Below are 25,201 nucleotides of genomic sequence, written 5' to 3'. Positions count from 1 at the left end.
GCACGCGCTCAGTGCGCGCCGACGTAGTTCTTCTCGCCGGCGGTCACCGGCACGTCCAGGCGATTGCCCACCGGCGCCAGCGGACACACCACGTGCGGGGTGAATGCGCACGGCGGGTTCTGCGCCAGGTTGAAATCCAGCACGATGCGGTCGCCCTGCGGCGCCGGCACGAACAGATAACGGGCGCCGCCATAGCTCTCGCGGCCGCTGGTGCGATCGGAGAACGGCAGGAACAGGCGCTGGCTGGCGCCGTCGCGCAGGACCCGCAGCTTGTAGCGCCGCCCCCGCAGCACGAACTCGGCGCTGCCGACCAGGGCCAGCGGCTGCGGCGTGCCGATCGAGGTGAGCAACACCATCGCCTGCGGCGCCGGCACCGGATGCCAGTCGGCCACCACCCGCCACTGCGGATCGATCGGGAAGTAGTCGATGCCGCGGAAGCGCGCGCGCGCCGGCGCGTGCGGATCGCGGAAGCGCCAGCCGAACAGGTTGCCGGTGCGCACCACGTAGAACTCCTGCGCCCCCAGCGCCAGCCGGGTCTGGGTGTCGTGCGCCGCGTCCGTCTCCAGGCGGCCACCGGCGAACGGCTGGCCGTTCACCTGCACCGTCGCGTCCGCGGCGGGCTGGAAATGCACGCCCTCCTGCAGGTCAACCTGCAGCATGCCCAGATGCGCCGGACCGGCCGGCAACTGCACGTCGTTGTCCGGTGCGCTGCCGACCCGGTGCTCGCCGCTGTGCAACCGCCCGGAGCCGGTGAAACTCAACCAGCCAGACGGCGCGCGCAACGTCGCCAGGCGCTGCGCGCGGTTGCGCTCCACCGCCTCGCGATAATGCGTGGCCGATTGCGCGCGCGGCGAGGCATCGGCGCCATCGACCGATGCGCGTCGGTCGCCGCAGGCGACCAGACCCAGCAGCATCGCCAGCCCGCAGGCCTCACGCCAGCGCATGGTGCCGCCCCTGTCGCGTGCCATCGTGCATGCGTTCGGTGTGCGCCGCGGCCCTAGCCGACGGCGCGCGGACGCGCCGGATCGGCGATCCAGCCGCTCCAGGAGCCGGCGTACACGCGCGCGCCGTGCAGGCCGGCATGCTCCAGCGCCAGCAGCAGATGGCAGGCGGTGACGCCGGAACCGCACATCAGCACCACCTCGCGTGGATCGCGCCCCTGCAGCAACGGTTGCAGTTCCGCGCGCAGTTCCTGCGCCGGGCGCAGGCGGCCGTCCCGCAGGTTCTGCGCCAGCGGCCGGTTGAGCGCGCCGGGCACGTGCCCGGGCAGCGGGTCGATCGGCTCCACCTCGCCACGGAAGCGTTCGCCGGGGCGCGCATCCAGCAACCAGCCCGGCGCCTCGTGCAGACGCGCGGCGACCTCCTCGGCGGAGACGATGCGCGCCGCATCGAACGCCTGCGGATACGGCGGCAGCGGCGACGGCGCGGAGGCCGCGTCGGTTTCCGGCAGGCCCAGCCGGCGCCATTCGGCCAGGCCGCCGTCGAGCACGGCGACGCGGCGATGGCCGAGCAGGCCCAGCATCCACCACAAGCGGGCGGCGGCCATGCTGCCGTCGCCGGCGTCGTAGACCACCACCTGGTGCTGCGGGCCGATGCCCCATTGCCCCAGGGTGCGCGCGAAGGCCGCATCGTCCGGCAACGGGTGCCGGCCCAGGCCGGGACGGCCGAGATCGGACAGATCCGCGTTCAGATCGGCGTAGACCGCACCGGGCAGGTGCGACTGCACATAGGCCGCGCGCGCGGCCGCGGCCGCGGCAGGATCGAGCAGCGCCGCCGGCACGAACCGCGCATCGACCAGGCGCAGCGCGGGATCGCCGAGCGTGGCGGCCAGTGCCGGCGCCTCCACCAGGGTGTGCCATTCGAGGGACGTTGCGGTCATGCGGCTTGCTCCAGTCGGCGGCGCAGGTTGAGCAGGATCGCCGCGGTCGCGCCCCAGATCCGCTGGCCGGGCCAGCCGTACTCCAGCACGACGCGCGGGCGTCCGCGGTAATCGGTCTCGATGCTGCGCAGGTTGTCCGGCGCCATCAGATAGGCCAAGGGCACTTCGAACACCTCGGCCACTTCGCCCGGATGCGGCTGCGGCACGAAGCGCGGATCGATCGCCGCGACCACCGGCATCACCCGGAAGCCGCTGATGGTGACGAACGGATCCAGATACCCCAGCGGCTCGGCCTGGGACGCCGCCAGGGCGATCTCTTCCTCGCTCTCGCGCAGCGCCGCGGCCACCGCATCGGCGTCGCTGGCCTCGATGCGGCCGCCGGGAAAACTGACCTGGCCGCCGTGGTGACGCAGGCTGTCGGTGCGCCGTGTCAGCAGCACGTGGGTGCCGTCGGCGCGCGGCACCAGGCCGGCCAGCACCGCCGCTTCCACCGGCGCGCCGTCCGGCAGCAGATCCTGCAGTTCGTGGTGGTTCCAGCCCGGCCCCGTCGGCGGCTGCTGCAACGGATGCAGCGCGCGCAGCAGATGCGCGCGTTCGGCCAGGCGCTGCCCCGGCGACGGCGACCAGCCGCGGCCCGGCAGCACCTCGTCCATGTAGCGGCGGCGTTCGGCGTCGCTCATGCGGCGCCAGCCTGCGATTTCGTCGCCGTTGCGCAGGCAGCCCGTGCAATAGCCCTGCGCATCGAGACGGCAGATACCGATGCAGGGCGTGAGCGGGGCATGCGGAACGGGATCCATCGGATTCGACACCTTGCCAGCCTAGCGCGATTCGTCGGCGCCGTCGTCGCCTGCCCAAAAAAATTGCGCCGGCATCGCTGCCGGCGCAATCGTGTTGCACTGAACCAGCGTGCTTACTTGACGCTGACCAGCTTGATCTCGAACTGCACCGCCACATTCGGCGGGAACGGCGTACGCGGGTCGGCACCGTAGGCCTTGTCCGGCGGCAGGGTCACTTCCCACTTGGAGCCGGCCGGCATCTGCAGCAGCGTGTCGCGCATGGCCTGCATCTCGACTTCGCTGACCTTGATCGCCGGGATCTGCTGCGCCGGACGCGCCTGCGCCGGGCGCTGGCCGAACGGATACGGACCGGCCACTTCCAGCTGCACGGTGCTGGCCTGGGTCGGCTTGGCGCCGGTGCCGGCCTCGATCACGCGGTACTGCACGCCGCTGGGCAGGGTCTGCACGCCAGCCTTGGCCTTGTTCTGGGCCATGAACTGGTCGCTCTTGGTCTTGTTCTCGGCAGCGGCCTTCTCGTAGTCGGCCTTGGCCTGCTGGGCGCGGGCCTGCTCGCGCTTCTGGAACGCCTCCACCGCCGGCTTCAGCTGGTCGGCGCTGACCGCCGGCTGCTTCTTGGCGTAGGCGTCCTGCAGGCCCTTCACCACCGCATTGATATCGAGCTGCTCGCCGCGGCCGGTGAGTTCGGCAAGGTTGTTGCCGTAGTCGTAGCCGAAGTAATAGCTCAGCTTGCCCTTCTCGGACGAGGTGTCCTGGGCGAACGCATTGCCGCTCAGGGCGAGGGCCGCGACAGCGACCGCAATAGAACGCAACTTCATCAAACAATTCTCCAGGGTGGTGGCACAGGGCGGCCCGTGCCGCCTGAGATGACGCGTTAGGATAGCCGCCGCGGCGCGGAACCGCTACCGACGACGCTGCTCTGACTGGTGCGGCCCGCCCAGAGTTCCCATTACTTTTTTTTAACAACCAGGAATGCACATGTCCGGCACGCCGGTCCTCGCCGATACCCAGGGTGCGATCCGCATCCTCACCGTGAATCGAGCCGACAAGCTCAACGCCTTGAATCGCCAGGTTTTGCAGGCACTGGATACGGCCTTCGCCGACGCCGCGGACGACCCGCAGATCCGCGTGGTGGTGCTGACCGGCGCCGGCGAGAAGGCCTTCGTGGCCGGCGCCGACATCGCCGAAATGAACGAACTGACACCGGTGCAGGGCCGCGATTTCTCGCAACTCGGCCAGCGCCTAATGCGCCGGATCGAGCGCATGCCCAAGCCGGTGCTGGCGATGGTCAACGGTTTCGCCCTCGGTGGCGGTCTGGAACTGGCGATGGCCTGCCACCTGCGCGTGGCCGCCGACGGCGCGCGCCTGGGCCAGCCGGAAATCAATCTCGGGCTGATCCCCGGCTTCGGCGGCACCCAGCGCCTGCTGCGGCTGGTCGGCCGTGCGGCGGCGCTGGAGCTGTGCCTGCTCGGTGCGCCGATCGATGCGGCGCGCGCGCTGCAGTTGGGCCTGGTCAACCGCGTGGTGGCCGCCGGCGACCTGCAGGCGACCACGCTGAAATTGGCGCAGCAACTGGCCGATGCCGCGCCGCTGGCGCTGCGCGGCATCCTCGACGCGATCCAGATCGGCGGCGAAAGCGCGATCGAGCAGGGACTGGAGTACGAGACCGCGCAATTCGGCCTGCTGTTCTCCAGCGAAGACATGCGCGAAGGCACCCGCGCCTTCCTGGAGCGGCGCCCGCCGCAGTTCCGCAACCGCTGAGCCCGCACACGATGTCGCACGCCCCCACTCCCGCCTCGCCGCTGCAGTTGCTGCGCTGGATCCTGGACGACGATCTGGATGCCGCGATCGACGGCGGCCTGATGGACTACCGTGGCACCGATCCCGGCGACGATCGCCTGGACCCGGCACATCCGCAGTTGCGCGCGCAATTGCTCGCCGCGCAGCAGCGCCTGCGCGATGCCTGGGCCGCGCGTGCGCGCTACCGGGCGCGCACCGCGCGACTGGAACGCCGCGCCAACGCGCGCCAGGCGCGGCGTGCGGCGGCGATACCGGCCGCATCGAGCGCGGCCTCGACAACGGTCGCACCGAGCGCGTCGGCCCTGCCCGCTGCGGCCGCGGCGATCCTGGCCCGCGCCAAGGCCAAGGCCGCGCAGCGAGGCGGCCGATGAGCGCGACCGCGAGCACGAGCGCAAGCCCGCCTGCGCGGCGCGGACGCCTGCTGAGCAAGGACGAAATCCACGAGCTGTTCTCGCGCCTGTCCGAACTCAACCCCAGCCCGACCACCGAGCTCGAATACAGCAGCCCGTTCGAACTGCTGATCGCGGTGATCCTCTCGGCGCAGGCCACCGACGTCGGCGTCAACAAGGCCACGCGTCGTCTGTATCCGGTGGCGAACACGCCGGCCGCGATCCTGGCGCTGGGCGAGGACGGCCTGAAGCGCTACATCTCCACCATCGGCCTGTTCAACGCCAAGGCCAAGAACGTCATCGCCACCTGCAAGATCCTGGTCGAGCAGCACGGCGGCGAGGTGCCGCGTGCGCGCGCGGCGCTGGAAGCGCTGCCCGGGGTCGGCCGCAAGACCGCCAACGTGGTGCTCAACACCGCCTTCGGCGAGCCGACCATGGCGGTGGACACGCACATCTTCCGCGTCGCCAACCGTACCGGGCTGGCACCAGGCAAGGACGTGCGCGCGGTCGAGGATTCCCTGCTCAAGCGGGTGCCGGCGCAGTTCCTGCACGACGCGCACCACTGGCTGATCCTGCACGGCCGCTACGTGTGCAAGGCACGCAAGCCCGACTGCCCGCAGTGCGCGATCCGCGACCTGTGCCGGTACAAGGACAAGACGCCGGGTTGAGCGGCGTGCAGGATGGTCTGGAGCCTTGTCCGGCGCAGAACTGCGGGCCGTCGGCTCCGGCAACGTGTACGACACGCGACGTCCGCCGCTGCGTTCGTCGCGGTTGAAACCGCTCCTACACCTCCACCGAAGCGCTCGCTGGATGCAGCACGTGTAGGAGCGGCTTCAGCCGCGACAGTCTCCGCCGCCGACACTGCCTCGCCTGCGCGTCGCGGTTGAAACCGCTCCTACAGATCTTCGAATCGCCAACCGGAAACACGGCCGGCCACGCCACCGACTACGCCGCCCGTTGCCCCTCCACCCGTCTGTCCAGTTCCTTCCAGTCCACCACCAGCGCGCAGCCGCGGGCCGCGGCGTTGCGGCTCCAGTCGCGCAGCAGTTCCAGGCACGCGTGGTCGACATGGCGTAGCCGCGCCACGTCCAGGTGCAGCTCGGTATTCGGCGGCAGCCGCTCCAGGGTCCGCGCCATCGTCGGCACGCGCAGGAAGGTGGCCGAGCCCTCCAGCGACAGGCGCAACTTGCCGGCCCCCTCGCCCGCGCCCGCGTCGCCGGCATCTTCATGCGCATGCACCCCCACCGTCAGCCGCGACTGCTGCAGCGCCAGCCGCAACAGCGACAGCGCAAAGCCGATCAGCACGCCGGTCAGCAGATCGGTGGCGACGATGGCGAAGGTCGTCGCCAGGTAGATGGCGGCGGTGCCGCGACCGTAGGCGGCCAGTTCGCGCACCTGCCCCAGCTTGACCATCTTCAGCCCGGTATAAACCAGGATGCCGGCCAGGCACGCCACCGGCGTCATCCGCAGCAGCCATGGCAGCAACAGCGCGAACACCAGCAGCCACCCCGCGTGCAGCATGGTCGACACACGCGTCGCCGCGCCGGCCTGCACGTTGGCCGCGCTGCGAACGATCACCCCGGTCATCGGCAACGCGCCGAGCAAGCCGCACAGCATGTTGCCCACGCCCTGCGCGGCCAGTTCGCGATCGTATTGGGTGCGCGGCCCCTGGTGCATGCGGTCCACCGCCGCCGCCGACAGCAGGGTCTCGGCGCTGGCGATGAAGGCGAAGGTGAGCGCCGACAGCAGCAGCGTGGCATCGAGCACGCCGAGCATGTCGTCCAGGCTCGGCACGCGGATCGCCGAGAGCAGGTTGGCCGGCACGTCCACCTTGCGCACGTCCAGCGCCTGCACCTGCACCAGCGCGGTCATCGCCACCACCGCCAGCAAGGCGCCGGGCACGAAGCGCAGGCGCTGCGGGCGCAGCCGTTCCCACGCCAGCATGATCGCGATGGTGCCAAGGCCGACCAGCAGGGCGGCGCGGCCCACGCCGGCGTCCAGCGCGCGCCACAGCACCGCCGGCAACGCGGCGAAGTTCTCCAGGCCGCGTGCCTTCGGTGCGGCGTCCAGCAGCACGTGCGATTGCGAGGCGACGATCAGGATGCCGATGCCCGACAGCATGCCGGCAACCACCGCCGGCGAGGTCATGCGGAACCACACGCCGGCGCGGCACAACCCGGCCAGCAGCTGGATCGCGCCGGCCAGCAGGATCACCGGTCCCAGCGCCGCCACGCCGTGCGCGCGGACCAGTTCGAACACCAGCACCGCCAATCCCGCCGCCGGGCCGCTGACCTGCAGCGGCGAGCCGGCGATCAGCCCGACCACTAGGCCGCCGACGATGCCGGTGATCAGGCCGGCGGCCGGCGGCATGCCCGAGGCGATCGCGATGCCCATGCACAGCGGCAAGGCGACCAGGAAGACCACCACCGAGGCCAGCAGGTCGCGGCCGAAGGCGCCGCCGCGCAGGTAACGGGCCAGCGCGGAGGCGCCGGCCGGAGCGTGTTCTGTCATGGTGTGCATGGGCGGCTCCTCAGACGGCGACGTTGCGCAGGACCGGCGCCAGGCGCGGCGGCGGCGTGGCATCGGGCGGGCGCCGGCCCGCTTCCGGCAACAGCGGCAGGAACCGCCCCTGCTCGGCGTCGAAGGCGCGGATCTCGCCATGGCCGATGTCGTAGATCCAGCCGTGGATGCGCAGCGCGCCGCGCGCCAACCGCGCCGCCACCACCGGCTGCGTGCGCAGGTGATCCAGTTGCGCCACCACGTTCTCCTCGGTCAGGCAGTGCAGCGCGTCCTCGGCATGCGCGGCATGGCCGTGCTGCGCGGCCACCTGGCGCGCGCTGTCGGTGTGCTTGAGCCAGGCCGCCACGGTCGGCACGTCCTGCAGCGACGCGGGATTGAGCACGGCCTTCATCGCGCCGCAATCGGTATGGCCGCAGATCACGATGTGCTCGACCTGCAGCACCGCCACCGCGTACTCGATCGCCGCGACCACGCCGCTGACGTGCTGCGAGTACGGCGGCACCACGTTGCCGATGTTGCGGTAGACGAACAGTTCGCCGGGCTGCGCGGCGAACATCAGTTCCGGCATCACCCGCGAATCGGCGCAGGTGATGAACAGCGTGTGCGGGGTCTGGCCGGCGGCGAGTTGCCGGAACAGTCCGCGCTGGCGCGGATAGACCTCGTTGCGGAAGTGGCGGAAACCGTCGAGCAGACGTTGCATGGGGATATCTCCAGGCACGGGGGGAGAGAGGCCGCACCGCAGTGGGTACGACGCAGACGCAGGCAGCAGAAGCAAAGGATCGGCACCGCCAGCGGCGATGCAGTCGTCAGGCCCGGGATGGAGGACGCAGCGCGGGGCGGCGATAACTGCGGCAAGGCGCTGCCGGTGGCGTCGGCAGGACCGACTGGATCAGCAGGGTCGGCGGAAACAACGCGGATGCGACCGCGAGCGGTGCGTCGTGCGGATCGGGATCGGCGGCGGGCGCTTCCAGCGCGGGCGTGACTCCATCGAGGTCGGCGTCGACATCGCTGGCGCAGACGCTGGCGCAGAGCGCTGCCGGTGCCGCCGCCGCGGCCGATCCTGCACGGATCGCGGACAGCGCCAGCAACGCGGTCAACATCAACATGGACAGACGGGCGAGCATGCTTGGACAGTAGGAAGGCGCATCGCCGATGACAAGTGCTGCGCCGCACAATTCACTGCATCGTCCACGGCCGTCGACGCGAACCGTGAAAGCCACCCCGGCCCGCGCCCATCTTGCGGGTCCGGGCGGTCACACCGCAAAAAAGAAAGGCGGCGCAGTGCGCCGCCTTCCGTACACCGTGCGGAACGTCCGCGAATCAGAACGACAGGTCGCCCCAGACGCCGAATTCCTTGGTTTCCACGTCGGTCTTCTTGCTGGCGTTGTCCTGGTGCGTGTACTTGTACACGGTCGCCAGCTTCAGGTTCTTCAGCACCGGGAACTCGACGCCGACGTTCCAGTACTTGTCGGCCAGGGTCGGGTCGATGGTCTTGCTCAGGTCGGTCTTGTCGTAGCGGGCGAAGGCGTTGATGCCGCCGTCGGTCAGCGCCACGCTGCCCCACACCGACCAGCCGCTGGACTTGTCGGTGGCCGCGGTCAGCACGTTGTTGAGGTTCTTGGCCTGGAAGTACTCGCCGCCCAGACGGAAGTTGGAATCGGCGTAGGCGACCATCGCATCGGCGCGGGTGTAGTCGTGCTGCGCGTCGAGGATGTCGGTTTCCTTGCCCAGCTTGCCCGAGTAGGCGCCGACGGCGATGGCCAGGTTCTGCATCGGCATGTAGGCCACGCGGCCTTCCACGTCCATGCCCTTGCCGCGGGTCGGGTTCTTGTAGCCGGCGCCGTTGACCACCGACATCGCGTAGTTGACCTGCGAGCCCAGGTCGCCGAAGGCGTGCACGCCCCAGTCGGAGGAGTTTGCGTACTTCAGGCGGTCGGTCAGGGTGTTCTCGACGTAGCGGTAGCCGTAGTACTTCTCGACGAACGGCACCCACGGCATGTCGGCGGCACCGATGCGCAGCGCGAAGGCGTCGTCGAACTTGCCCTGCACGTAGGCCTTCTTGACGAACAGCTGGGTGTTGGACAGCGCCGAGCTGTACTGGAAGTCCGTGGTCAGGTTGGCCGACCAGATCTCGTTGAAGCTGTGGTCGACGGTCAGGTAGAAGCGCTTGACGTCCAGGCCGGTGCCGCTGGCAGCGGTCTTGGCGCCGCCGCTGGTGCGGTCGATGTTGGTCAGGTCGAAGAACATGCGGCCGCCGATCTTGTTGTCGTTGACCAGCTTGGCGAGCTTGTCGACCTTGGCGGCGCTGGCCTGCGCCGATTCGGTCGCCTGGGCCTGCACGACATTCACTTCCGACTGCGCGTCGGACTGCGCCTGCAAGGCCTCCGACTGCGCCTGCAGCTGCTGGACCTGGGTCTGCAGCGCTTCGATCTGGGCCTGCAGCTGCTGCAGCTGGGCAGCGCTGACGGCGGGCGGGTTGCTGCTGGCCTTGGCTTTCGCCGCGAACGCCTGCGGCGCGGCCGCCAGGCCGAGGCTGGCGAGGATCGCCGTGGCGAGAACATGAGAACGCATTAGGATGTCTCCGATGGGTGGTGGCAGGGTGGGATGGGTGCGGTGCGGCCCCAGTGCGACGGCCTGACCATTTGTAAAGATTCCGTCAAAAACATGACGGTTTTGAGTCAGGTTCGTTTCGAAACGAAGGCATCCCCGCCCGGGAAGGCTGTCACCGGACTGACATCTGATTTTCTTCAGACGTTCATGAAAAAGTCTTGGAATGCACTCGATGCCGGCAGGGGTGCCGGCTTCCCACCTATTCCAGGAGTTCTCCCGATGCGTTCCCTCAAGCTCCGACTGCTGGCAGCCGCCGCGGTCGCTACGTTTTCGCTCGCGGCGCAAGCCACCGATGTCACCGGCGCAGGCTCCAGCTTCGTCTATCCGGTGCTGTCGAAGTGGTCGGCTGCCTATGCCGAGAAAAGCGGCAACCGCGTCAACTACCAGTCGATCGGTTCCGGCGGCGGCATCGCGCAGATCCAGGCGGCCACGGTCGATTTCGGCGCTTCCGACAAGCCGCTCAGCGGCGCGGAGCTGGACAAGTTCGGCCTGGGCCAGTTCCCGGTCGTGATCGGCGGCATCGTGCCGGTGTTCAACGTGGCGGGCGTGGCCCCGGGCGCGATGAAGCTGGACGGCACCACGCTGGCCAACATCTTCCTGGGCAAGATCAGCAAGTGGAACGACCCGGCGATCGCCGCGCTGAACCCGGGCCTGGCCCTGCCCGACCTGAAGATCACCATCGTGCACCGCTCCGACGGTTCGGGCACCAGCTTCAACTTCACCAACTACCTGTCCAAGGTCAGCCCGGAGTGGAAGAGCAAGGTCGGCGAAGGCACCGCCGTGCAGTGGCCGGCCGGCATCGGCGGCAAGGGCAACGAGGGCGTGGCTGCCTACGTCAAGCAGATCCGCGGCGGCATCGGCTACGTCGAGTACGCCTACGCGCTGCAGAACAAGCTCAGCTACGCCGGCATGAAGAACGCCGCCGGCCGTTTCGTGATGCCGGACGACAAGACCTTCTCCGCTGCCGCCGCCACCGCGGACTGGAAGTCGGCCAAGGACTTCAACCTGATCATGACCAACGCGCCGGGCCAGGACGCGTGGCCGATCACCGCCACCACCTGGGCCATCATGTACAAGAAGGCCAAGAAGCCGGCGTCGTCGAAGGCCGCGCTGGACTTCTTCAAGTGGTCGTTCGAGCAGGGCCAGGCGCAGGCCAAGGCGCTGGACTACGTGCCGCTGCCGGAGCCGCTGGTCAAGCAGATCGAAGCCTACTGGGCGCAGAATATGAAGTAAGCCGGCGTCTCGCCCGTGCCGGCGCGCTCGCCCGGCACGGCGATACTCCAAGGCGCGGACCGCAGGGTCCGCGTCTTTTTTTGTGCCCGCTGGCGGCGCCGTCACCACGCCGACGGGTGGCAGTCCCCCTGCCCCGCGCAGCCCTGCGCGACGGCGCGAACGCCGCATCCCGTGATGGCGTCCGCCAACCAGTCCGCAAGTCATCTGGCTGTAACAAAAATATCATTTCATAGCGAGCATCCGCCGGATGTCCCGGCGCTCTTCGCTACGGAGTGACCCCCATGAAACTGCAGCCGGCGCGCATTGCCGTCCTGTCCCTCGCCCTGGCCTTCGCCGTCACCGCCTGCCAGCCCGGCAACGGCGACAAGCAGGGTGCCGCCGACGCGGCGGGCGGGTCGCCCGCTGCCGCTCCGGCATCCGGCGCCAAGACCGCGGCCGAGATTTCCGGTGCGGGCGCTTCCTTCATCTATCCGCTGATCTCCAAGTGGTCGGCCGACTACAACGCGGCCACCGGCAACAAGATCAACTACCAGTCGATCGGCTCCGGCGGCGGCATCGCCCAGATCAAGGCCGGCACGGTCGATTTCGGCTCCTCCGACAAGCCGCTGGACAGCGCCGAACTGGCCGCGGCCGGCCTCGGCCAGTTCCCCTCGGCGATTGGGGGGGTGGTGCCGGTGGTCAACCTGGACGGCATGGACGCTGGCAAGCTGCGCCTGACCGGCCCGGTGCTGGCCGACATCTTCCTGGGCAAGATCAGCAAGTGGAACGACCCGGCGCTGACCGCGCTGAACCCGGGCGTGACCCTGCCCGACACCAAGATCAACCTGGTGCACCGCTCCGACGGCTCGGGCACCAGCTTCAACTTCACCAACTACCTGTCCAAGGTCAGCCCGGAGTGGAAGGGCAAGGTCGGCGAAGGCACCTCGGTGCAGTGGCCGGGCGGCGTCGGCGGCAAGGGCAATGAAGGCGTGGCTTCGTACGTGCAGCAGATCAAGGGCTCGATCGGCTACGTCGAACTGGCCTACGCGCTGCAGAACAAGATGCCGTACGCGTCGATGCAGAACGCCGCCGGCAACTGGGTGCAGCCCAATGCGGAGAGCTTCGCCGCGGCCGCCGCGTCGGCCGACTGGGCCAACGCCAAGGACTTCAACCTGGTCATCACCAACGCCACGGGCGCGCAGGCCTGGCCGATCACCGCCACCAACTTCATGCTGATGCACAAGCAGGCCAAGGACCCGGCGCGCAGCAAGGCGACCCTGGACTTCTTCAAGTGGGCCTTCGAGAAGGGCCAGCCGCAGGCCGACGCCCTGCACTACGTGCCGCTGCCGCCGGAACTGGTGCAGCAGATCGAGTCCTACTGGAGCAAGGAATTCAAGTAAGCGCCAACGCGGTGCGTCCTGCGCGCACCGCGGCGGCACCCGGCGACCGGCGGTGCGCTCCAGGCGCCGCCGGTCGCCGTCTCGGCACCTTCTGATCCGGATTTTCGGGTTCCCGCCTGTGCGGGAGCGATGCAACCACCCACCGCGCGCGCCTCACCGCGCCGCGGCCACGATCGGAGCGCGCAGTCGCGCGCTCCGGCGACGACCGAGCCCATGAACAGCACTGTCCTTCCCGAAGCGATGTCGGCGCCACGCGGACGCGACCTGCGTGACGCCCGCGCCGACCGAGTGTTCCGCTGGATCCTCACTGCCACCGTCGTGTTCGTGCTCGTCGCCCTGGGCAGCGCCGCGCTGTCGATGCTGTGGGGCGGCCGCCATGCCCTGCAGTTGCAGGGCCTGAGCTTCTTCTACTCCAGCGAATGGAACCCGGTCGAGAACAAGTACGGCGCGCTGGCGCCGATCTACGGCACCCTGGTGACCGCGTTGATCGCGATGCTGATCGCGGTACCGGTCAGCTTCGGCATCGCCTTCTTCCTGACCGAAGTGGCGCCGCGCTGGCTGCGCGGGCCGGTGGGCACCGCGATCGAACTGCTGGCCGGCATTCCCTCGATCATCTACGGCATGTGGGGCCTGTTCGTGCTGGTGCCGATGATGACCGAGTACGTCACGCCCTGGCTCAACGACCACCTCGGCACGCTGCCGCTGATCGGCCCGATGTTCCAGGGCCCGCCGCTGGGCATCGGCCTGCTCACCGCCGGCTTCGTGCTGGCGATCATGGTGATCCCCTTCATCTCCTCGGTGATGCGCGAGGTGTTCCTGACCGTGCCGACCCGGCTCAAGGAATCGGCCTACGCGCTCGGCTCCACGCGCTGGGAAGTGAGCTGGGACATCGTGCTGCCCTACACCCGCTCGGCGGTGATCGGCGGCATCTTCCTGGGCCTGGGCCGCGCGCTCGGCGAGACCATGGCGGTGGCCTTCGTGGTCGGCAACACGGTGCGCCTGTCGCCCTCGCTGCTGGAGCCGGGCACCACCATCGCCGCGCTGATCGCCAACGACTTCGGCGAGGCGACCGAGACCTACCGCTCGGCGCTGCTGCTGCTGGGCTTCGTCCTGTTCATCGTGACCTTCATCGTGCTGGCGATCGCCCGCCTGATGCTGGCGCAACTCTCGCGCAAGGAGGGCAACTGAGATGGCCGCCGACGTCGCCCACCGCCTGTACAACCGCCGCCGCGTGGTCAACGCCGTGGCGCTCACCCTGTCCTGCCTGACCGCGCTGTTCGGGCTGGTGTTCCTGGCCTGGATCCTGTGGACCCTGGTGGCCAAGGGCATCTCCGGCATCAACCTGGACCTGTTCACCCGCATGACCCCGCCGCCGGGCGAAGAAGGCGGCCTGGCCAACGCGTTCTTCGGCAGTGCGGTGATGTGCGGCCTGGCGCTGCTGATCGGCACCCCGCTCGGCGTGGCCGCCGGCACCTGGCTGGCCGAATACGGCAACGCGCGCAAGACCGGCCAGGTGGTGCGCTTCGTCAACGACATCCTGCTGTCGGCGCCGTCGATCGTGCTCGGCCTGTTCGTCTACACCCTGTACGTGATGCAGACCGGCGGCCGCTTCTCGGCGATGGCCGGTGCGCTGTCGCTGGCCTTCATCGTGCTGCCGGTGGTGGTCCGCACCACCGACGAGATGCTGCGGCTGGTGCCGGCACAGATGCGCGAGGCGGCGCTGTCGCTGGGCATCCCGCAGTGGAAGGTGACCATGCAGGTGCTGTACCGCAGCGCCTCGGCCGGCATCGTCACCGGCGTGATGCTGGCGCTGGCGCGCATCAGCGGCGAGACCGCGCCGCTGCTGTTCACCGCCTTCGGCAACCAGTACTGGAACAACAACATCTTCCAACCGATGGCCAGCGTGCCGGTGGTGATGAACTCCTTCGCCGGCAGCCCCTACCCGAGCTGGCAGTTGCTGGCCTGGTCCGGCGCGCTGGTGCTGACGGTGTTCGTCCTGCTGGTCAGCCTCGGCGCGCGCGCCCTGCTGGTGCGCAACAAGATCTCCAACGATTGAATCCCCTATGGACCCGGCCATGAACGATCACCACAACGCCGCACCGATGCACCGCATCGCCATGCCCAACGGGCACACCGCGCTGGCGCCGTCGCCGGTCAAGATCGCCGCGCGCGGCCTGGACTTCTACTACGACAAGTACCACGCGCTGAAGGGCATCAACCTGGAAGTGCCGGAAAAGCGCGTCACCGCGCTGATCGGCCCCTCCGGCTGCGGCAAGTCCACCCTGCTGCGCATCTTCAACCGCATCTACGCGCTGTACCCGAAGCTGGAAGCGCGCGGCGAGGTGCTGCTGGACGGCGAGAACATCCTCTCGCCGAAGTACCCGATGAACCGCCTGCGCAGCAAGGTCGGCATGGTGTTCCAGAAGCCGGTGCCGTTCCCGATGACCATCTTCGAGAACGTCGCCTACGGCATCCGCCACCACGAGAAACTGTCCAAGGCCGACATGGCCGACCGCGTCGAGCAGGCGCTGCGCCAGGGCGCGCTGTGGGACGAGGTCAAGGACAAGCTCGGGCAGAGCGCGCTGGGCCTGTCCGGCGGCCAGCAGCAGCGCCTGTGCATCGCCCGCGCCGTGGCGCTGCGCCCCGACGTGCTGCTGCTCGACGAGCCGACCTCGGCGCTGGACCCGATCTCCACCAGCCGCATCGAGCAACTGGTGGAAGAGCTGAAGAACGACTACACCATCGTCATCGTCACCCACAACATGCAGCAGGCCGCGCGCGTGTCCGACTACACCGCCTTCATGTACCTGGGCGACCTGATCGAACACGACCGCACCGAAATCATCTTCTCGCAGCCGAACAAGCAGCAGACCGAAGACTACATCACCGGCCGTTTCGGCTGAGCCGCCGCGGCCGCCGCTGCCTCGCCGCAGCGGCTGCGCCCGTCGCCCTTCGGGCGGGCGCCCGGCGACGCCAGCACCGCAGCGCCAGGCATGGCCGCGGCGACACCAACGCACTTATTGGACCTACGACATGAACACTCAGCCCAACGAGCACATCGTGAAGAGCTACGACGAAGAACAGCATCGCCTCGCCGCCGAGATCGTGCGCATGGGCGAAACCGCGGTGGCGCAGTTGGAGGCGGCACTGGACGTGGTCGAACGCCGCGACGACAACGCCGCGCTGCGCATCGTCGTCAACGACGAAGCGATCGACGCGCTCGAACACTCCATCAGCCACGACGTGATGCGCCTGGCGCTGCGCGGGCCGATGGCGCGCGACCTGCGCGAGATCCTCGCCGGCCTGCGCATCCCCGCCGACGTCGAACGCATCGGCGACTACGCCGCCAACGTGGCCAAGCGCTCGATCGCGCTGAACATGTCGCCGCCGATGCCGCAGACCCTGGGCCTGCGCCAGCTCGGCAAGCTCGCCGCCCAGCAGGTACGCGCCGCGCTGGCCGCCTACCAGCACAACGACGCCGACGCTGCCCTGCTGGTGCGCCAGGGCGATGCGCAGCTCGATGCGCAGTACACCGCGCTGTTCCGCGAGTTGCTGACCTACATGATGGAAGACCCGCGCAACATCACCCCGTGCACGCATCTGCTGTTCATGGCCAAGAACCTGGAGCGGATCGGCGACCACGCCACCAACATCGCCGAGAACGTGTGGTTCCTGGTGCATGGCGACCAGCCGTTGCCGCCGCGGGACAAGCGCGACGAAACCAGCTCCACCAGCGGCATCTGACCCCTGCCCTGCGGAGCGGCGCTGCGCCGTTCCGCTGTCGCGGCACCCCGGGCTCCGTACGCAGCGGAGCCTTTTTTGTCGCCACGCACTGCCGCATGCAGCGCCGTGCGCCAGCGAGTAGGCTTGGCGCACCGCCGGCCACCACGGCCGGCGTCCGCCCATCGCCAGGAGCCTGCGCATGTCCAACGCGTCCCGTTCGTCTTCTGTCCTCGTCGGTGCGGTCCTGCTCGGCGGGATCGGCCTGTCCACCTCCGCCCTGGCCATGACCGACCTCGCCCAGGGCTATGCGCTGGGCGCACAGGCCGCCGTGCCCCCGCCGCAAGACGCCGGATCCACCCCGGCAACGCCGGCGCCCGCGCCGACGGCGCACACCGGGCAGGCCACCGACCCGGCCAAGGCCAGCGAAGGTGGCTGCGGCGCCAAGGCCGGCGACGGCAGCTGCGGTGCGCACGCCCCGGTGGCGACGCCGGCCAAGCCCGCGGCGGCCGACGCCGCCGCCACGCCCGAGGCCAAGCACGACGACAAGGCCATGGCCGAAGGCAAGTGCGGCGAGGGCAAATGCGGTGGCAGCCTCTGAACCACCCCGGTATGACGCCCGGCCGCTGGCCGCGGCCAGTGCCGGCCTCGGACTGCGTCGCGGCCTGCTGCAGGACCTGCTGCAGGCGCCGGCGGATGCGTTCGACTTCCTCGAATGCGCGCCGGACAACTGGATCGGCGTCGGCTGCCGCCCCGGCGAATTGCTGCAGGCGTTGAGCGCGCGCCATCCGCTCAGCTGCCACGGTTTGTCCTTGTCGCTGGGCGGCGTGGCCGCGCTGGACACCACCCTGCTGCAGCAGACCCGCCAGTTCCTCGACCGGCACCGGGTCGCGCTGTACAGCGAACACCTCAGCTACAGCGCCGACGACGGCCACCTCTACGAACTGCTGCCGCTGCCGTTCACCGACGAGGCCGTGCGCCACGTCGGCGCGCGCATCGCGCAGGTGCAGGACATTCTGGGCCGGCGCATCGCGGTGGAGAACGTCTCCTACTACGCCGCCCCGGGCCAGGCGATGAGCGAAGCCGCGTTCGTGGCCGCAGTGCTGGACGAGGCCGATTGCGACCTGCTGCTGGACGTCAACAACGTGCACGTCAACGCCAGCAACCATGGCGACGACGCGCAGGCCTTCCTCGCCGCCATGCCCAGCGCGCGCATCGCCTCGTACCACGTCGCCGGCCACCGCGACGATGCCGCCAGCGGGCTGAAGATCGACACCCACGCCGCGCCGGTGGCCGCCCCGGTGTGGGACCTGCTCGCCGCCGCCTACCGCCTGCACGGCGTGCGCCCCACCGTGCTCGAGCGCGACGGCCAGTTCCCGCCGCTGCGCGAATTGCTGGACGAGGTGCAGTGCATCCGCGCCGCGCAGGCGCAGTCGCAGTCGCGCGGCGCATGAGCGAGACCCTGCGCGCGCAGCAATTCGCCCTGACCCGGCACCTGCGCGATCCGCAGCGCTACCCGGCGCCGGCGGACATCCCGCCGCAGCGCCTGGCGGTGTATCGCGCCCTGTTCTTCGACAACCTGGCGCAGCTGCTGAGCGGCCAGTTCCCGGTGCTGCGCGCCACCCTTGGCGACGCCGACTGGACGGCGCTGCTGCGCGCGTTCTGCGCCGAGCACAGCGCCCGCACGCCGCTGTTCCCGCGCCTGGGCGAGGAACTGGTGGCGTTCCTGCAGCAGCGCGCAGCCGATCCGCAGCGGCCCTGGCTGGCCGAACTGGCGCACTACGAAACCGTGGAACTGCAGGTCCAGATCGACGACGCCGTGCTGCCGCCGCACGATCCGCGCGGCGACCTGCTCGACGGCATCCCGTTGCTGTCGCCGTGGCTGCGGCTGCTGCGCTACCGCTGGCCGGTGCAGCGCATCGGCCCGGCCTGGCAGCCGGACACGGCCCCGGCGCAGCCGACCTGCCTGCTGGCGCGGCGCGAGCTCGACGGCCAGGTCCGCTTCGCCGAACTGGCGCCGCTGGCCTACGCCGTGCTGGCGGCGCTGCAGCCGGGCACGCGCAGCGGGCGGGCGCGGCTGCTGGAACTGGCCGCCGCGCACGGCCTTGCGCCGGACGCCCTGCTGCACGAGGGCGCGGCCCTGCTGGAACGGCTGCGCGCGCAAGGCAGCGTGCTCGGTACACGCCTGCCTGCGTAAGGCCGCGGCGGCCGGCGGCCGCGCTCTGCTAACCTTGGCGGATGAACGATTCGGTCGACAGCCCCTCGCAACCCCTGGTCATCACCCCGATGTCGCGGCGTTTCCGCGGCTACCTGCCGGTGGTGGTGGACGTGGAAACCGGCGGTTTCGACTGGAACAAGCATGCGCTGCTGGAGATCGCGGTGGTGCCGATCGAGATGGACGATTTCGGCCAGCTCTATCCCGGCGTCACCGCCAGCGCGCACGTGGTGCCGGCGCCCGGCACCCTGATCGACCCGAAGTCGCTGGAGGTCACCGGCATCGTCCTGGACCACCCGTTCCGCTTCGCCAAACCCGAGCGCGAGGCGCTGGACCACGTGTTCGCGCCGGTGCGCGCGGCGGTGAAGAAGTACGGGTGCCAGCGCGCCATCCTGGTCGGCCACAACGCCCATTTCGACCTCAACTTCCTCAACGCCACGGTCGCCCGCTGCGGCCACAAGCGCAACCCGTTCCATCCCTTCAGCGTGTTCGACACCGTCACCCTGGCCGGCATCGCCTACGGCCAGACCGTGCTGGCGCGCGCGGTGCAGGCCGCCGGCTTCGACTGGAACGCCGCCGACGCGCACAGCGCGGTCTACGACACGGAGCAGACCGCGCGCCTGTTCTGCAAGATCGCCAACGCCTGGCCGGCGCCGCAGGTCGGCGTGGCGCCCTAGCCGCCGCATGTATTGCACGACACGCACGCGCCGCCGTCGTGTTGACATGGCGGCATTGCGGCCGAACCACCCGTGGTAGCGCCGCGCACTCGCCGGCAGCGGCGCGCATGACCCGCCACCTGCTGTTCGTCTGCAGCCGCAACCGGCTGCGCAGCCCCACCGCCGAACAGGTGTTCGCCACCTGGCCCGGCGTGGAAACCGCCTCGGCCGGCGTCGACCACGACGCGGACACCCCGGTCACCCCGGAATTGCTGGAGTGGGCGGACGTGGTCTTCGTGATGGAACCGATGCATCGCGCCAAACTGTCGCGCCGTTTCAAGCGCCACCTCGGCCGCGCACGTATCGTCTGCCTCGACATCCCCGACGACTACGGCTACATGGATCCGGCGCTGGTGCAGCTGCTGACCACGAAGGTAGCGCGGCACCTGTCGCGCTGATCCTGGTCCTCGATCGCCCTTCCGAGACACGCCGGCACACGTGCTACGCTCGCCGCCGCGCCGGCCAAGGCGCCTGTCCCAGGACGACCGCCTCATGCAAGCATGGAAGCGCCGAAGCATCGGCATTCTGGATATTGGCGGAGCCGGCGTGGGCATCATCGCCATCGTCAGCCAGTTTCCGAACCTGCGACAGCCGGCCGATTGGATCATTTGCGCCGCGTTCGTCGCGCTCTATGCCTGGGGCATCCACTGCGGCACGCAATTGCTGGAAGGTCGCCGCAATGCAGTGCGCGCCAATCTGGCGTTCTGGCTGGCGCAGGTGCCGACCTTCGGCACGCCCCTGGTCAGCTACGTATTCAACTGCGGCTTTCACTTCACCGCCGGTGTGCAGTTCGCGCCGTTCCAGTTCGGCGCGAACTTCCTGCTCGGCAGCCGCTTCGCGTTCACCCTGTTCCCATCGGAGACCGCGACGTTCTTCGGACTGAATCTGTTCGCTCTGGCGGTCGTCTTCGTCCTTGCACAACAACTACGCCACGGCACCGACGCAACGTCGGGAGCAGGCGCTACGCCAGCGCACGAGAACGCGCATCATGGCGAGCCGTGACACCGAACGCGCACCCGTGAAAAAGCCAACGCCCTGAGCTTGCTGCGCGCGCATCAACCGCTGCCCGACGACGACAAGCTCAGACAGGACCTGATCGACGCCTATGATGCGGCGAGACGGCTGTTTGTCGCCGCTCCCGATCGCGCCGCGCTCCCGCTGTTCCTGCGGGCCTTCGGCGCCGGCGATGGCTGGGGCGTCTATCCGCTGGTCGAGGACGTGTTCCATGCCTGCGACCGCAGCGACGCCGTCGCCGCGATCCGGGAGGCGCTGGAAGATCCCACGCTGCCCGACGGGAGCCGCTACTGGTCACGCAGCTCGCGGCTGATCTTTGCGGATCCGGCGTTTCGTGATGGCCTGGCGGTGTCGTTGTGCGCGGCGCATCCGGACATCCGTGAGGCCGCAGCACTGCCGCCAGCGTTGGGGGACGACCAGCGGGCGCACTGAGCTGGCCAGGCAGGCCCCCGGCTTCGCGGTCGAGCAGGCGACACGCTTTGGCCTCACACTATGCCCTTCAGCGCTCCATCGTCCGAAGTCTCCTCCAACGATCCAGTCGTCCTATGAGCAAGCATTCCGGCTTCGGGCTGTTCACGATGTTCTACTTCGCCATCTTCATCGGCGTGTTTCTGGCCGCGCCGTTGCTGCTGATGACGCCCTGGCACTCCCGAAGTCCGAATGCCTGGCCCCTGGCGCTGGGCGCGATGGGCGTGCTGCTGTCGCTTCTGCTGTTGTGCCATCGCCAGTGTTCCGGCCCCTCGCTCTCGTTCACGCAAGGTCTTCTGTTCGTCACGGGATTCATGATGACAGGCTGGTCGATGCTCTCGGCGGTCTTCGTCTTTCCTGCGCTGCTCCTGGTTACCTTGGCGGCCATCATCGTGTCGGCAGCGTGCCTGCCGCTCGGCGGCAGAACGCGATCAGCCACGCTGTTTCATCGCCTTGTCCTGTTCGTCTATCGCCATCGTCTGATCCAGTAAGCGCCCGGCGACATCGGCGCAGGCAGTCGACAACGGACGGCGCCTCTCTGCGACGGCGAACGGCTTGCTCGCCCTCCCAGGGCCTATCGGACAGATTGGCCATCGACGCGCAGTGTCCGCACGCGACGGGAATGCACGACAACAACCTCAGCCCACGCACACCCGATCGCGCCCCAGCCCCTTGGCGCGGTAAAGCGCCCCGTCGGCGCGCTCCAGCCACTGGCTCGGCGTCTCGTCCGCGCGCAGCGCGACCAGGCCGCCGCTGAAGGTGACGCGCAGCGCCGGCGCCTCGGGCGCCCACTGCAGGCGCGCATGGAACAGGTCGCGCAGGCGCGTGGCCAGGCGCTCGGCCTCGGCCAGCGGGGTGTCGCCGAGCAGGATCGCGAATTCTTCGCCGCCCAGGCGCGCCGGCAGGTCGGTGGTGCGGCAGGCGCCCAGCAGCAGTTGTCCGACCTCGCGCAGCACCGCATCGCCGGTGGCATGCGAGTAGCCGTCGTTGATCTGCTTGAAGCGGTCGATGTCCATCACCAGCAGGCACAACGGCGCGCCGCTGCGCTGCGCGCGCTGCATGCTGCGCTCCAGCACCTCGTCGAAGTGCCGCCGGTTCGGCAAGCCGGTCAATGCATCCTCGTGCGCCAACCGCTCGAAGGCGGTCGCCTGGCGCTGCAGTTCCGCCAGCAACTGGCTCTTTTCGGCATCGGCCTGCAGCAGGCGCTCGGTCTGCAGCCGCAGCGCGCTGGTGCGCCGCTCCACCAGCCGCTCCAGGCGCAGCGCGCGCCGCTTGTAGCGCGCGATCAGGTAGCGGTACAGCAGCACCAATGCCAGCACCAGCACCGCCACGGCCGCCGCATGCACGCTGTGCCGCTGCCACCACAGCGGCGCCACGCTGAAGCGCCATACGGCCTCGCGGGTGCTCCAGGCGCCATCCGGATGCGCCGCGGCCACGTGCAGGGTGTAGTCGCCCGGCGGCAGGCCGATGAACTCCACGCTGCGCTGGTTGCCGCGGTCGATCCACCCGCTGTCCAGGCCGTCGAGGCGGGTGCGGTAGCGGATACGCTCGGGCAGCAGATAGCTCAGGCCGACATAGGAGACGCTGATGCGCTTGGCGCCAGGAAGTTCCGTCCTGGTCTGCCACGGGAAGGGCTGGCCGTCCAGCAACACGCTCTCGATCGCCGCCGGCGGTGGCAGGCGATCGCGAAAGCGGGCCAGGCGCCGCGGGTCGACCATGCTGACGCCGCCGGCGGTGACCAGCCACACCGTGCCGTCGTGGCGCAGGATCATCGACGGCCCGGAGCTGCCGTTGCCCTGCGCGTTGGACATGCCGTCGATCTCGTCGTAACGGCTCACCTGCAGCCGCGCCTGGCGGCCGTCGGCGACCGCGTCCAGCGCCGCCGCGGTGGTGCGCAGCACGCCGCGGTTGCTGCTGATCCAGACGTTGCCGAGGCGGTCGCGGACCAGTTGGAACACCGTGTCCACCGGCATGCCCTGCTCCAGCCCCACCCGCGCCAACTGACCATCGCGGTCGCGGTGCAGGCCGCGATCGGTGGAGATCCACATGTCGCGGCCCAAGGCCTGGAACCCGAACACGGTGCGCGCGCCGCCCAGCGGCTCCAGCGCCAGCGTCCGCACCCGGCCGTCGCGCAGCACCGCCGCGCCTTCCACCGAACCGATCCACAGCGCGCCGTCGACACTGGCCAGCGCGGTGATCAGGCCGTGCGGCAGGCCGGGCACGTCCGGCGCCGACAGCCGGTCGCCGTCGATGCGCATCACCCCGCTGCGGGTGCCGATCCAGACCGTCCCGGCGGCATCGACGCTGAGCGCACGCACCTGCCCGCTGGGCAAGCCCTCGTTGGTTCCGTAGTGGCGCACGACCCGACCATCGCGCAGGCGGAACACGCCGTCGGCATAAGTGCCCATCCACAGGTCGCCGTCGCTGCCGCGCGCCAGGCTCAGCACCGAGGGCGCATCGTGCAGCGCGACCGGGGCGATGCGGCCGTCCGGCGCCATCCGGTCCAGCCCGGCGGCGCTGCCGATCCACAGCGCGCCGTCCGGCGTCTCCAGCAGCGCGCGCACGTAGTCGCCGCTGAGTCCGTCGCGGCGGGTGTAGCCGGCGAACAGGGTCTCGCGCAGGCGGAACAGGCCGCCGTTGGCGCCGATCCAGATGCTGCCCTCGGCATCCTGCAGCAGGCTGACGATGCGCCCGTTGGGCAGCACGTCGCCCGGCAGCATGCGCTCGATGCCATGCGCACTGATCCGCAGCAACCCCTGGTTCTCGGTGCCGAGCCAGATCGCGCCATCGCGATCGCGCAGCATCGACGTGAAATGGCCGTAGCCCGGCAGGTGCTGCACCAGCACGGCGCGCTCGCCCTGCACTTGGTACAGGTTCTCTCCCGCCACCAGCCACAGCGAACCGTCCGGCGCCCGATACGGCCAGGCCAGCCCGGGCGGCAAACCGAACGCGGCCGGCGCGCGCCGCAGCACGCCTTGCGGGTCGCGGTACAGCAGACCGTCGAGACTGCCGATCCAGATCCGCCCCTGGTCGTCTGCGGCCAGGTGCGGGAAGCTCGCCGCCAACGGCAGGTCGCGCGGCGCCGGCTGGTAATCGAAACGGCCGTCCGGCCACAGGCAGCCCAGGCCGTTGCCTTCGAACAGCAGCCACATGCGGCCGTCGCGGTCCTGGGTCATCGCGTGGATCAGCGCATGCGGCCAGCCCGGCGGCTGTCGCCAGAACCGCCAGTGGCCGGCGGGATCGTGGCGGCCGAGATTGCCGCGCGAATCGCTGAGCCAGAGTGCGCCGGCGCGGTCCACGTACAGCGAGCCGACCCCGTTGTCGGGCAGGCCCGGGCGGGTGCTGCGGTCGATGACGGTGAAGTCCAGGCCGTTGTAGCGCACCAGTCCTTCCCAGGTGGCGAACCACAGGCGGCCATCCGGGGTCTGCGCCAGATCGCGCAAGGAGTTGTGCGGCAAGCCGTTGCGCGAGGTCCAGGAATCGACGGCGTAGTCGCGCAGCGGGGGCACCCCATCAGCGGCACCGTCGGCGGCGACCGCGCGCCACGCCACGCCCAGCACCAGCACCAGGATCAGCAACACCTGCCATGCAGGCGGCCACGCGCGCCCGCGGTCGCGTGCGAGCGCCGCTTCCCCCCTCCCCCTGGCGACGTTCACTGTCCCGACCCGATCCGACGCAGGCGGGGCGCGACAGGACCCTGGCGCGGGGGGCCAGCGTCAAGGGGACGGGGGCGACGCAGACTCATTACCGGAACAGAACACGGGACGAGCGCCCATGGTAGGCAAAAACGTGGCGCTGCGGGTGCAGGCGCTAGCAGGCCGCCGAAAAAGAACGCGTGAAGATTGCGCGACGGTTAAGCCGGGCTGGCCCGTGCAAGCGCAGCGCCTCCCTTCTCCCTTCGGGAGAAGGTGCCCCGAAGGGGCGGATGAGGGTACGGGCGAAGCCTGGGGAAAAGTCGATTGCCGCAACCGCTGAGGAGAAGGAGCGAAGCTGGGCGTCGCCCTGATGCGCGAGGGGTTTTGCCCCCGCACCCTCACCCCGACCCCTCTCCCGGAGGGAGAGGGGCTCTCCAGGCGCCGCGCGCCTCCCTTCTCCCTCCGGGAGAAGGTGCCCCGCAGGGGCGGATGAGGGTACGGGCGAAGCCTGGAGAAAAGTCGATTGCCGCAACCGCTGAGGAGAAGAAGCGAAGCTGGGCGTCGCCCTGATGCGCGAGGGGTTTCGCCCCCGCACCCTCACCCCGACCCCTCTCCCGGAGGGAGAGGGGCTCTCCAGGCGCCGCGCGCCTCCCTTCTCCCTTCGGGAGAAGGTGCCCCGAAGGGGCGGATGAGGGTGCGGGCGCAGCCTGGGGAAAAGTCGATTGCCGCAACCGCTGAGGAGAAGGAGCGAAGCTGGGCGTCGCCCTGATGCGCGAGGGGTTTTGCCCCCGCACCCTCACCCCGACCCCTCTCCCGGAGGGAGAGGGGC

General features: G+C 69.8%; 26 protein-coding genes. 17 read left to right on the top strand and 9 right to left on the bottom strand.

Annotation, left to right across the window (positions count from 1 at the left end):
• Positions 1-8: 8 nt before the first annotated feature.
• The 4 genes from AC1PK7_RS07810 to AC1PK7_RS07795 all read right to left on the bottom strand — a co-directional run bounded on the left by AC1PK7_RS07810 (position 9) and on the right by AC1PK7_RS07795 (position 3,491).
• Positions 9-914, bottom strand: a complete 906-nt coding sequence (locus AC1PK7_RS07810) for a DUF1684 domain-containing protein (protein ID WP_481100861.1) — start codon at positions 912-914, stop codon at positions 9-11.
• 83 nt (positions 915-997) lie between these two features.
• Positions 998-1,879, bottom strand: a complete 882-nt coding sequence (locus AC1PK7_RS07805; protein ID WP_481100398.1) for a sulfurtransferase — start codon at positions 1,877-1,879, stop codon at positions 998-1,000.
• A complete protein-coding gene (locus AC1PK7_RS07800; RefSeq protein ID WP_010343964.1) occupies positions 1,876-2,676 on the bottom strand; it encodes an NUDIX hydrolase in 801 nt (266 codons plus the stop codon). The genes AC1PK7_RS07805 and AC1PK7_RS07800 overlap by 4 nt, the downstream gene beginning before the upstream one ends.
• Positions 2,677-2,789: 113 nt before the next feature.
• Positions 2,790-3,491, bottom strand: coding sequence for an FKBP-type peptidyl-prolyl cis-trans isomerase N-terminal domain-containing protein (locus AC1PK7_RS07795; protein WP_010343966.1), 702 nt, complete (start codon positions 3,489-3,491; stop codon positions 2,790-2,792).
• Between the two features lie 160 nt (positions 3,492-3,651).
• On the opposite strand from AC1PK7_RS07795, the gene AC1PK7_RS07790 reads away from it, so the two are divergent.
• From AC1PK7_RS07790 to nth, 3 genes are read left to right on the top strand one after another with little or no spacing between them, the layout of a single operon-like run.
• Positions 3,652-4,434 (top strand): enoyl-CoA hydratase/isomerase family protein, encoded by a 783-nt coding sequence (locus tag AC1PK7_RS07790; protein WP_481100397.1) that lies wholly within the window; start codon positions 3,652-3,654, stop codon positions 4,432-4,434.
• Positions 4,435-4,445: 11 nt separating this feature from the next.
• The gene (locus tag AC1PK7_RS07785) at positions 4,446-4,844 is read left to right on the top strand and encodes a hypothetical protein (RefSeq protein ID WP_481100396.1); all 399 of its coding nucleotides are present in this window, start codon (positions 4,446-4,448) and stop codon (positions 4,842-4,844) included.
• Positions 4,841-5,530 carry an endonuclease III gene (nth, locus tag AC1PK7_RS07780; RefSeq protein WP_481100395.1) on the top strand — a complete coding sequence of 230 codons (690 nt, stop codon included), beginning with the start codon at positions 4,841-4,843 and terminating at the stop codon, positions 5,528-5,530. Before AC1PK7_RS07785 ends, nth begins: the two co-directional genes overlap by 4 nt.
• Before the next feature lie 277 nt (positions 5,531-5,807).
• Here nth and AC1PK7_RS07775 read toward each other — a convergent pair whose 3' ends face one another.
• The 4 genes from AC1PK7_RS07775 to AC1PK7_RS07760 form a co-directional block, all read right to left on the bottom strand.
• Complete coding sequence (locus tag AC1PK7_RS07775) at positions 5,808-7,382, bottom strand: SulP family inorganic anion transporter (RefSeq protein ID WP_481100394.1); 1,575 nt, start codon at positions 7,380-7,382, stop codon at positions 5,808-5,810.
• A 10-nt stretch (positions 7,383-7,392) separates the two neighbouring features.
• Entirely contained in the window at positions 7,393-8,082 is a 690-nt protein-coding gene (locus AC1PK7_RS07770; protein WP_019801843.1) for a carbonic anhydrase, read from the bottom strand.
• Positions 8,083-8,188: 106 nt separating this feature from the next.
• Entirely contained in the window at positions 8,189-8,506 is a 318-nt protein-coding gene (locus AC1PK7_RS07765) for a hypothetical protein (protein ID WP_481100393.1), read from the bottom strand.
• Between the two features lie 196 nt (positions 8,507-8,702).
• On the bottom strand, positions 8,703-9,953 hold the full coding sequence (locus AC1PK7_RS07760) for a porin (protein ID WP_481100392.1): 1,251 nt from the start codon (positions 9,951-9,953) through the stop codon (positions 8,703-8,705).
• Positions 9,954-10,211: 258 nt separating this feature from the next.
• On the opposite strand from AC1PK7_RS07760, the gene pstS (AC1PK7_RS07755) reads away from it, so the two are divergent.
• From pstS (AC1PK7_RS07755) to AC1PK7_RS07690, 14 genes are all read left to right on the top strand, one after another.
• The gene (gene pstS / locus AC1PK7_RS07755) at positions 10,212-11,225 is read left to right on the top strand and encodes a phosphate ABC transporter substrate-binding protein PstS (RefSeq protein ID WP_010343974.1); all 1,014 of its coding nucleotides are present in this window, start codon (positions 10,212-10,214) and stop codon (positions 11,223-11,225) included.
• Positions 11,226-11,506: 281 nt separating this feature from the next.
• A complete protein-coding gene (gene pstS / locus AC1PK7_RS07750) occupies positions 11,507-12,604 on the top strand; it encodes a phosphate ABC transporter substrate-binding protein PstS (RefSeq protein WP_420009473.1) in 1,098 nt (365 codons plus the stop codon).
• Positions 12,605-12,817: 213 nt separating this feature from the next.
• Positions 12,818-13,792: a phosphate ABC transporter permease subunit PstC gene (pstC, locus tag AC1PK7_RS07745; RefSeq protein ID WP_010343976.1), complete on the top strand. Its 975-nt coding sequence runs from the start codon at positions 12,818-12,820 to the stop codon at positions 13,790-13,792.
• A gap of 1 nt (position 13,793) precedes the next feature.
• The gene (gene pstA / locus AC1PK7_RS07740; protein ID WP_010343977.1) at positions 13,794-14,660 is read left to right on the top strand and encodes a phosphate ABC transporter permease PstA; all 867 of its coding nucleotides are present in this window, start codon (positions 13,794-13,796) and stop codon (positions 14,658-14,660) included.
• 19 nt (positions 14,661-14,679) lie between these two features.
• Positions 14,680-15,507 carry a phosphate ABC transporter ATP-binding protein PstB gene (pstB, locus tag AC1PK7_RS07735; protein ID WP_010343978.1) on the top strand — a complete coding sequence of 276 codons (828 nt, stop codon included), beginning with the start codon at positions 14,680-14,682 and terminating at the stop codon, positions 15,505-15,507.
• Between the two features lie 130 nt (positions 15,508-15,637).
• Positions 15,638-16,348, top strand: coding sequence for a phosphate signaling complex protein PhoU (gene phoU / locus AC1PK7_RS07730; RefSeq protein ID WP_420009472.1), 711 nt, complete (start codon positions 15,638-15,640; stop codon positions 16,346-16,348).
• Between the two features lie 178 nt (positions 16,349-16,526).
• Positions 16,527-16,925, top strand: coding sequence for an HvfA family oxazolone/thioamide-modified RiPP metallophore (locus AC1PK7_RS07725; protein ID WP_481100391.1), 399 nt, complete (start codon positions 16,527-16,529; stop codon positions 16,923-16,925).
• Positions 16,912-17,778: an HvfB family MNIO-type RiPP peptide maturase gene (locus AC1PK7_RS07720; protein ID WP_481100390.1), complete on the top strand. Its 867-nt coding sequence runs from the start codon at positions 16,912-16,914 to the stop codon at positions 17,776-17,778. The genes AC1PK7_RS07725 and AC1PK7_RS07720 overlap by 14 nt, the downstream gene beginning before the upstream one ends.
• Complete coding sequence (locus AC1PK7_RS07715; protein ID WP_481100389.1) at positions 17,775-18,521, top strand: HvfC family RiPP maturation protein; 747 nt, start codon at positions 17,775-17,777, stop codon at positions 18,519-18,521. The genes AC1PK7_RS07720 and AC1PK7_RS07715 overlap by 4 nt, the downstream gene beginning before the upstream one ends.
• Before the next feature lie 41 nt (positions 18,522-18,562).
• On the top strand, positions 18,563-19,216 hold the full coding sequence (gene rnt / locus AC1PK7_RS07710) for a ribonuclease T (RefSeq protein ID WP_010343983.1): 654 nt from the start codon (positions 18,563-18,565) through the stop codon (positions 19,214-19,216).
• Positions 19,217-19,323: 107 nt separating this feature from the next.
• The gene (locus AC1PK7_RS07705) at positions 19,324-19,653 is read left to right on the top strand and encodes a low molecular weight protein tyrosine phosphatase family protein (protein ID WP_481100388.1); all 330 of its coding nucleotides are present in this window, start codon (positions 19,324-19,326) and stop codon (positions 19,651-19,653) included.
• 94 nt (positions 19,654-19,747) lie between these two features.
• Positions 19,748-20,257, top strand: coding sequence for a hypothetical protein (locus tag AC1PK7_RS07700; protein ID WP_481100387.1), 510 nt, complete (start codon positions 19,748-19,750; stop codon positions 20,255-20,257).
• 39 nt (positions 20,258-20,296) lie between these two features.
• Positions 20,297-20,701 (top strand): hypothetical protein, encoded by a 405-nt coding sequence (locus AC1PK7_RS07695; RefSeq protein ID WP_420009466.1) that lies wholly within the window; start codon positions 20,297-20,299, stop codon positions 20,699-20,701.
• Positions 20,702-20,814: 113 nt separating this feature from the next.
• Positions 20,815-21,228: a hypothetical protein gene (locus AC1PK7_RS07690; RefSeq protein ID WP_420009465.1), complete on the top strand. Its 414-nt coding sequence runs from the start codon at positions 20,815-20,817 to the stop codon at positions 21,226-21,228.
• A gap of 147 nt (positions 21,229-21,375) precedes the next feature.
• Here the strand turns inward: AC1PK7_RS07690 and AC1PK7_RS07685 are convergent, their stop codons facing one another.
• Positions 21,376-24,318 carry a two-component regulator propeller domain-containing protein gene (locus tag AC1PK7_RS07685; RefSeq protein ID WP_481100386.1) on the bottom strand — a complete coding sequence of 981 codons (2,943 nt, stop codon included), beginning with the start codon at positions 24,316-24,318 and terminating at the stop codon, positions 21,376-21,378.
• Between the last annotated feature and the right edge of the window lie 883 nt (positions 24,319-25,201).

The sequence above is a fragment of the Xanthomonas sp. NCPPB 3174 genome (assembly GCF_056725205.1).
This window is presented reverse-complemented; position numbering and strand designations above follow the sequence as displayed.

Bases quoted from the DNA above. Each gene is read 5' to 3' on its own strand.
- AC1PK7_RS07810 (WP_481100861.1), bottom strand. From the start codon at position 914: ATGCTGCTGGGTCTGGTCGCCTGCGGCGACCGACGCGCATCGGTCGAT.
- AC1PK7_RS07805 (WP_481100398.1), bottom strand. From the start codon at position 1,879: ATGACCGCAACGTCCCTCGAATGGCACACCCTGGTGGAGGCGCCGGCA.
- AC1PK7_RS07800 (WP_010343964.1), bottom strand. From the start codon at position 2,676: ATGGATCCCGTTCCGCATGCCCCGCTCACGCCCTGCATCGGTATCTGC.
- AC1PK7_RS07795 (WP_010343966.1), bottom strand. From the start codon at position 3,491: ATGAAGTTGCGTTCTATTGCGGTCGCTGTCGCGGCCCTCGCCCTGAGC.
- AC1PK7_RS07790 (WP_481100397.1), top strand. From the start codon at position 3,652: ATGTCCGGCACGCCGGTCCTCGCCGATACCCAGGGTGCGATCCGCATC.
- AC1PK7_RS07785 (WP_481100396.1), top strand. From the start codon at position 4,446: ATGTCGCACGCCCCCACTCCCGCCTCGCCGCTGCAGTTGCTGCGCTGG.
- nth (WP_481100395.1), top strand. From the start codon at position 4,841: ATGAGCGCGACCGCGAGCACGAGCGCAAGCCCGCCTGCGCGGCGCGGA.
- AC1PK7_RS07775 (WP_481100394.1), bottom strand. From the start codon at position 7,382: ATGCACACCATGACAGAACACGCTCCGGCCGGCGCCTCCGCGCTGGCC.
- AC1PK7_RS07770 (WP_019801843.1), bottom strand. From the start codon at position 8,082: ATGCAACGTCTGCTCGACGGTTTCCGCCACTTCCGCAACGAGGTCTAT.
- AC1PK7_RS07765 (WP_481100393.1), bottom strand. From the start codon at position 8,506: ATGCTCGCCCGTCTGTCCATGTTGATGTTGACCGCGTTGCTGGCGCTG.
- AC1PK7_RS07760 (WP_481100392.1), bottom strand. From the start codon at position 9,953: ATGCGTTCTCATGTTCTCGCCACGGCGATCCTCGCCAGCCTCGGCCTG.
- pstS (WP_010343974.1), top strand. From the start codon at position 10,212: ATGCGTTCCCTCAAGCTCCGACTGCTGGCAGCCGCCGCGGTCGCTACG.
- pstS (WP_420009473.1), top strand. From the start codon at position 11,507: ATGAAACTGCAGCCGGCGCGCATTGCCGTCCTGTCCCTCGCCCTGGCC.
- pstC (WP_010343976.1), top strand. From the start codon at position 12,818: ATGAACAGCACTGTCCTTCCCGAAGCGATGTCGGCGCCACGCGGACGC.
- pstA (WP_010343977.1), top strand. From the start codon at position 13,794: ATGGCCGCCGACGTCGCCCACCGCCTGTACAACCGCCGCCGCGTGGTC.
- pstB (WP_010343978.1), top strand. From the start codon at position 14,680: ATGAACGATCACCACAACGCCGCACCGATGCACCGCATCGCCATGCCC.
- phoU (WP_420009472.1), top strand. From the start codon at position 15,638: ATGAACACTCAGCCCAACGAGCACATCGTGAAGAGCTACGACGAAGAA.
- AC1PK7_RS07725 (WP_481100391.1), top strand. From the start codon at position 16,527: ATGTCCAACGCGTCCCGTTCGTCTTCTGTCCTCGTCGGTGCGGTCCTG.
- AC1PK7_RS07715 (WP_481100389.1), top strand. From the start codon at position 17,775: ATGAGCGAGACCCTGCGCGCGCAGCAATTCGCCCTGACCCGGCACCTG.
- rnt (WP_010343983.1), top strand. From the start codon at position 18,563: ATGAACGATTCGGTCGACAGCCCCTCGCAACCCCTGGTCATCACCCCG.
- AC1PK7_RS07705 (WP_481100388.1), top strand. From the start codon at position 19,324: ATGACCCGCCACCTGCTGTTCGTCTGCAGCCGCAACCGGCTGCGCAGC.
- AC1PK7_RS07700 (WP_481100387.1), top strand. From the start codon at position 19,748: ATGCAAGCATGGAAGCGCCGAAGCATCGGCATTCTGGATATTGGCGGA.
- AC1PK7_RS07690 (WP_420009465.1), top strand. From the start codon at position 20,815: ATGAGCAAGCATTCCGGCTTCGGGCTGTTCACGATGTTCTACTTCGCC.